Genomic DNA, 4,326 nt, shown 5'->3' with positions numbered 1-4,326 from the left:
CGCAGCCCGGCGTGGGCCTTGTAGCGGCGGTTGATGGAGATGAGGTTCGCGGTGAACGCCTCGATCTGGCGGGCGTTGTGCAGCCGGCCGCCGTAGACGCCGCGCATGCCGGGGATGCGGCCCGCGAGCGCCTGGACGAGGTCGGTGGCCTCGCGGTCGTCGCCGAGGACCAGGACGTCCAGTTCCATCTCGTCCACGCCGGGGTCGAGCAGCAGCTTGGCGGAGACGTGGTGGAACGCGGCCACGACGCGGCTCTGCGGCAGCACGGCGGCGGCCTGCTCGGCGGCGCTGCCCTCCTCGACCGGCAGCGCGAACGCGCCCTTGCCCTTCTCGAAGCCGAGCGGGTTCACGCAGTCCACGACGATCTTGCCGGTCAGCTCGGCGCGCAGCGACTCCAGCGTGGCCTTGTGGCCGTCCCACGGAACCGCGACGATCACCACGTCCGACTCCCCGGCCGCCACCGCGTTCTCGGCGCCGGAGACGGGAAGGTCCGCGCCCTGCCCGCCGGACAGCTCGTCGGCGGCGGCCTGGGCGCGCTCGGCGCGGCGCGACCCGATCGTCACCCGGTGCCCGGCCAGCGCGAACCGCCGTGCGAGCCCCTTGCCCTGGTCGCCGGTGCCGCCGAGGATGCCGATCGACAGGCCGCTCGGGTCGGGGAGGTCGTACGGGGTCTTCTGCTGCTGCTCAGTCATGCCGCCGAGTCTGCCAAACCCGCCTCCGGCGGCCGCGCGCCGGGCTCCCTCATCACCGGAAACAGACTGATCGGGACGCGCGGTGCGGCACCATTGTGGCCGTGGACGCCGAGCAGATCACCATGTTGCGCGAGGTCCTGTCGGCGACGGGCTGGCTGGAGCGGACCCAGGAGTTCGGCCGCGCGCTGCGGGTCACCTCCCGGACCCCGGGCGGGCTGCTGCTGGTCGGCACGCCCGGCGGCGACCCGTGGCACCTGGCGGCGCACCTGGACGACGAGAGCCGGCTCGGCGGCGTCCCCGGCCTCGCGCCGACGCTGGTGCGCTGGACGCCGCCCGCGGACGCGCCCGCCCACCTGCGCGTGGGGCTGGAGCGGCTGGAGGCGGCGCGGCGCGGCGAGACGCTGTTCGTCGTCGCCGAGGAGGACGCGCCCGTCCCGCTGCTGGAGCGGGTGGACGACGCGCGCCGCACGGGGGCGACCGTCCTCGCGCTGGAGGGCGGCGACAAGGAGCTGCGCGGCCTCGCCCACGAGGCGCTGACCGTCCCGCCGGACGAGGCGCTCATCTCGTTCGACGGCGCCCAGCACCTCGTCAGCGCGGCGGCCGGGCAGGAGCCCGCGCGATCGCCGCGCGGGCTCCGGCACCGCCTCGCCAGGCTCCTCGACGCGGTGTCCGGCCCCGTCGTCGACTGAGGGGCGTCCCCGGGGGGTCAGTCCTCGTTCTCGCGGCGCCACGCCTCGTTGCGCTCGCGGGCCAGCGCGAGCGCGTTCGCGGCCTCGCTCTCGGACGCGTACGGGCCCATCCGGTCCTTGCCGGGGCAGCCGGGCCCGTGCTCGGGCTTCATGTGCTTCAGGCAGAACCACCAGTCGCCGTCGTCACCGGCCATCGGCACTCCTCTCGATCGCGCTCGCGGGGGATTCGTTGCCCCGATCGCGCTTACTACACTGCATCACTATGACGACCCAGCTGCTCCGGCCCGGACGCGTTTCCCCGATGCGCAAGGTCCCGTCGAGCATCCCGCGCCCGGAGTACGTGGGGAAGAAGCGGCCGAAGACCGGCGAGCCCGACGTCAAGACCCCCGAGATCATCGAGAAGATGCGGGTGGCGGGGAAGATCGCCGCGCAGGCGCTCCAGGAGGTGGGCCGGCACGTCCGGCCGGGCATCACCACCGACGAGCTCGACCGCATCGGGCACGAGTTCATGCTCGACCACGGCGCCTACCCGTCCACGCTCGGGTACCGCGGGTTCCCGAAGTCGCTGTGCACCTCGATCAACGAGGTGATCTGCCACGGCATCCCGGACGACACGGTCCTGCGCGACGGCGACATCATCAACATCGACATCACCGCGTACATCGACGGCGTGCACGGCGACACCGACGCGACGTTCCTGTGCGGCGACGTCGACGAGGAGTCGCGGCTGCTGGTGGAGCGCACCCGCGAGGCGGCCATGCGCGGCATCCGCGCGGTCAAGCCGGGGCGCGCGCTGAACGTGATCGGCCGGGTCATCGAGTCCTACGCCAAGCGGTTCGGGTACGGGGTCGTCCGCGACTTCACCGGGCACGGCATCGGCACGACGTTCCACTCCGGGCTGGTCGTCCCGCACTACGACGACCCGCACGCGACGACGATCATCGAGCCGGGCATGACGTTCACGGTCGAGCCGATGCTGACGCTCGGCACCCACGAGTACGACATGTGGCCGGACGGCTGGACGGTCGTCACCAAGGACCGCAAGCGCACCGCGCAGTTCGAGCACACGCTGCTGGTGACCGAGGACGGCCACGAAATCCTCACCCTGCCGTGACATCCCTGTTGATCTAGGGTCTGATTCGTCCCCCCTCCGGCCGGGAGAGTCTCTGGAGATGAACGCCCCAGCGCCGTACGAGCCGCGCGTTCCGTCCGACAGCATGCCGCCGGGGCGCGCCGCGCTGAGCGTGACGTGGGCGGCGCTGCCGTTCCTGACCCTCGGCTACGCCACGCCGTTCACGTTCGCGGCGGCGGCGCTGTGGCGGCGCAGCCTGCATCTGATGGTGTCCACGGCCGCGTACCTCGGGGTCTTCGCGGCGGCGATGTTCCTCCTCCCCGACATCGGCAAGGACGAGGGCACCGAGCGCACGGTCGGGGTGCTGCTGTTCGTCCTCGCCGTGGTGGGGTGCGGGCACGCGTTCCTGATCCGGCGCCGGGTGTTCGACCCGCACGGGCTGTCGTCGGTCGACAACGAGGCCGTGGTCGAGCGGGTCAAGCGGCGCCGGCTGCTGCGGGAGAAGGCGCGGGAGCTGGCCGCGGCCGATCCCGGCCTCGCCAAGGAGCTGCGGATCGGACGTCCCGACCTGCCCCGCCAGTACAACGACGGCGGGCTCGTCGACGTCAACCACGCCCCGGCGGAGGCGCTGACGCTGCTGCCCGGCATCACCCCGGAGCTGGCGGAGAAGATCGAGCGGGTGCGCGCGGAGACGGGCGGCTTCATGTCCGCCGAGGAGCTGTCCGCCGTCGCCGGGCTGCCGCCGTCCCTCACGAGCGACGTCGCCGACTACGCCGTCTTCATCCGCTGATCTCGGGTATGCCCCCCGCGTGGCCCCCAAGAAGCGCAAGGGCGGCGGCGACCGGCTGGCCGAGTACCGGGAGAGGCGCGACCCGGGCAGGACGCCGGAGCCCGTCCCCGACGAGAAGGCCCTCCCGCAGGGGAACGACGACACGTTCGTCGTTCAGGAGCACCACGCGACCAGCCTGCACTGGGACCTGCGGCTCGAACGCGACGGGGTGCTCGTGTCGTGGGCCGTCCCGAAGGGGCTGCCGTGGAGCCCGGAGACGAACCACCTCGCCGTCCGCACCGAGGACCATCCGCTGGAGTACGCCGCGTTCGAGGGGGAGATCCCGCGCGGCGAGTACGGCGCCGGGCGGATGACCGTCTGGGACCGCGGGACGTACGAGACCGAGAAGTGGTCCGAGCGCGAGGTGAAGATCGTCGTCCACGGCTCGCGGGTCTCCGGCCGGTACGTGCTGTTCCGGACGCGCGGCAGGAACTGGATGATCCACCGGATGGACCCGCCGGCCGACCCGGACGCCGAGCCGCTGCCGGAGTCGGTGCTCCCGATGGCGGCGGTGGAGAAGGCCCGGCTGCCCCGCGACCAGGACGCCTGGGGCTTCGAGTTCGCCTGGGGCGGCCGGCGGATGCCCGCCTACGTCGAGGGCGGCCGGACCCGGTTCACCGACGCCCGGGGCCGCGCCGTGGACGGCCCCGCCGGGCTCGGCTCCCGGCTCGGTGCCGCGCTGGGCGCCCGGCGCACCGTGCTCGACGGTGAGCTGGCCGTCCTGGACGGCCGCGAGACCTACATGATCTACGATGTGCTGCACCTGGACGGGCATCCGCTGCTGGACGTCCCGTACCGGGAGCGGCGGGAGCGGCTCGACGACCTCGGGCTGTCGGGGCCGTCGTGGCAGACGGCGCCCTGGTTCCCCGGCGACGGCGACGCCGTGCGGGACGCGGCCCGCGCCCAGGGGCTGCCGGGCGTCCTCGCCAAGCGCCTGGACTCCCCGTACGAGCCGGGCGAGGAGTCCGGCGCCTGGCGCTTCGTCCCGTCCTAGTACGCCACGGTGATCCTGCGCTGGACGGCGTTGCCCTTCTCCAGCTCGTC

The 4,326-nt window shown here is 73.3% G+C and carries 6 protein-coding genes; 4 read left to right on the top strand and 2 right to left on the bottom strand.

Features of this window, described 5'->3' with window-relative positions:
* A partial coding sequence (npdG, locus tag ACIWVC_RS32460; protein WP_396450749.1) for an NADPH-dependent F420 reductase occupies positions 1-692 on the bottom strand: 692 nt, incomplete at its 3' end.
* Positions 693-814: 122 nt separating this feature from the next.
* Here npdG and ACIWVC_RS32455 point away from each other — a divergent pair.
* The gene (locus ACIWVC_RS32455; RefSeq protein ID WP_396450763.1) at positions 815-1,381 is read left to right on the top strand and encodes a hypothetical protein; all 567 of its coding nucleotides are present in this window, start codon (positions 815-817) and stop codon (positions 1,379-1,381) included.
* A gap of 17 nt (positions 1,382-1,398) precedes the next feature.
* Here ACIWVC_RS32455 and ACIWVC_RS32450 read toward each other — a convergent pair whose 3' ends face one another.
* Entirely contained in the window at positions 1,399-1,575 is a 177-nt protein-coding gene (locus ACIWVC_RS32450; protein ID WP_396450747.1) for a hypothetical protein, read from the bottom strand.
* 68 nt (positions 1,576-1,643) lie between these two features.
* Here ACIWVC_RS32450 and map point away from each other — a divergent pair, with 68 nt between their 5' ends.
* The 3 genes from map to ACIWVC_RS32435 are packed head-to-tail and all read left to right on the top strand — an operon-like array spanning position 1,644 to position 4,276.
* A complete protein-coding gene (gene map / locus ACIWVC_RS32445) occupies positions 1,644-2,495 on the top strand; it encodes a type I methionyl aminopeptidase (RefSeq protein ID WP_396450745.1) in 852 nt (283 codons plus the stop codon).
* Positions 2,496-2,553: 58 nt separating this feature from the next.
* A complete protein-coding gene (locus ACIWVC_RS32440) occupies positions 2,554-3,243 on the top strand; it encodes a ComEA family DNA-binding protein (RefSeq protein WP_396450744.1) in 690 nt (229 codons plus the stop codon).
* A 19-nt stretch (positions 3,244-3,262) separates the two neighbouring features.
* Positions 3,263-4,276 carry a DNA polymerase ligase N-terminal domain-containing protein gene (locus ACIWVC_RS32435; RefSeq protein ID WP_396455015.1) on the top strand — a complete coding sequence of 338 codons (1,014 nt, stop codon included), beginning with the start codon at positions 3,263-3,265 and terminating at the stop codon, positions 4,274-4,276.
* Positions 4,277-4,326 lie beyond the last annotated feature (50 nt).

The organism is Actinomadura sp. (assembly GCF_044508335.1).
Taxonomy (GTDB): domain Bacteria; phylum Actinomycetota; class Actinomycetes; order Streptosporangiales; family Streptosporangiaceae; genus Spirillospora.
This window is presented reverse-complemented; position numbering and strand designations above follow the sequence as displayed.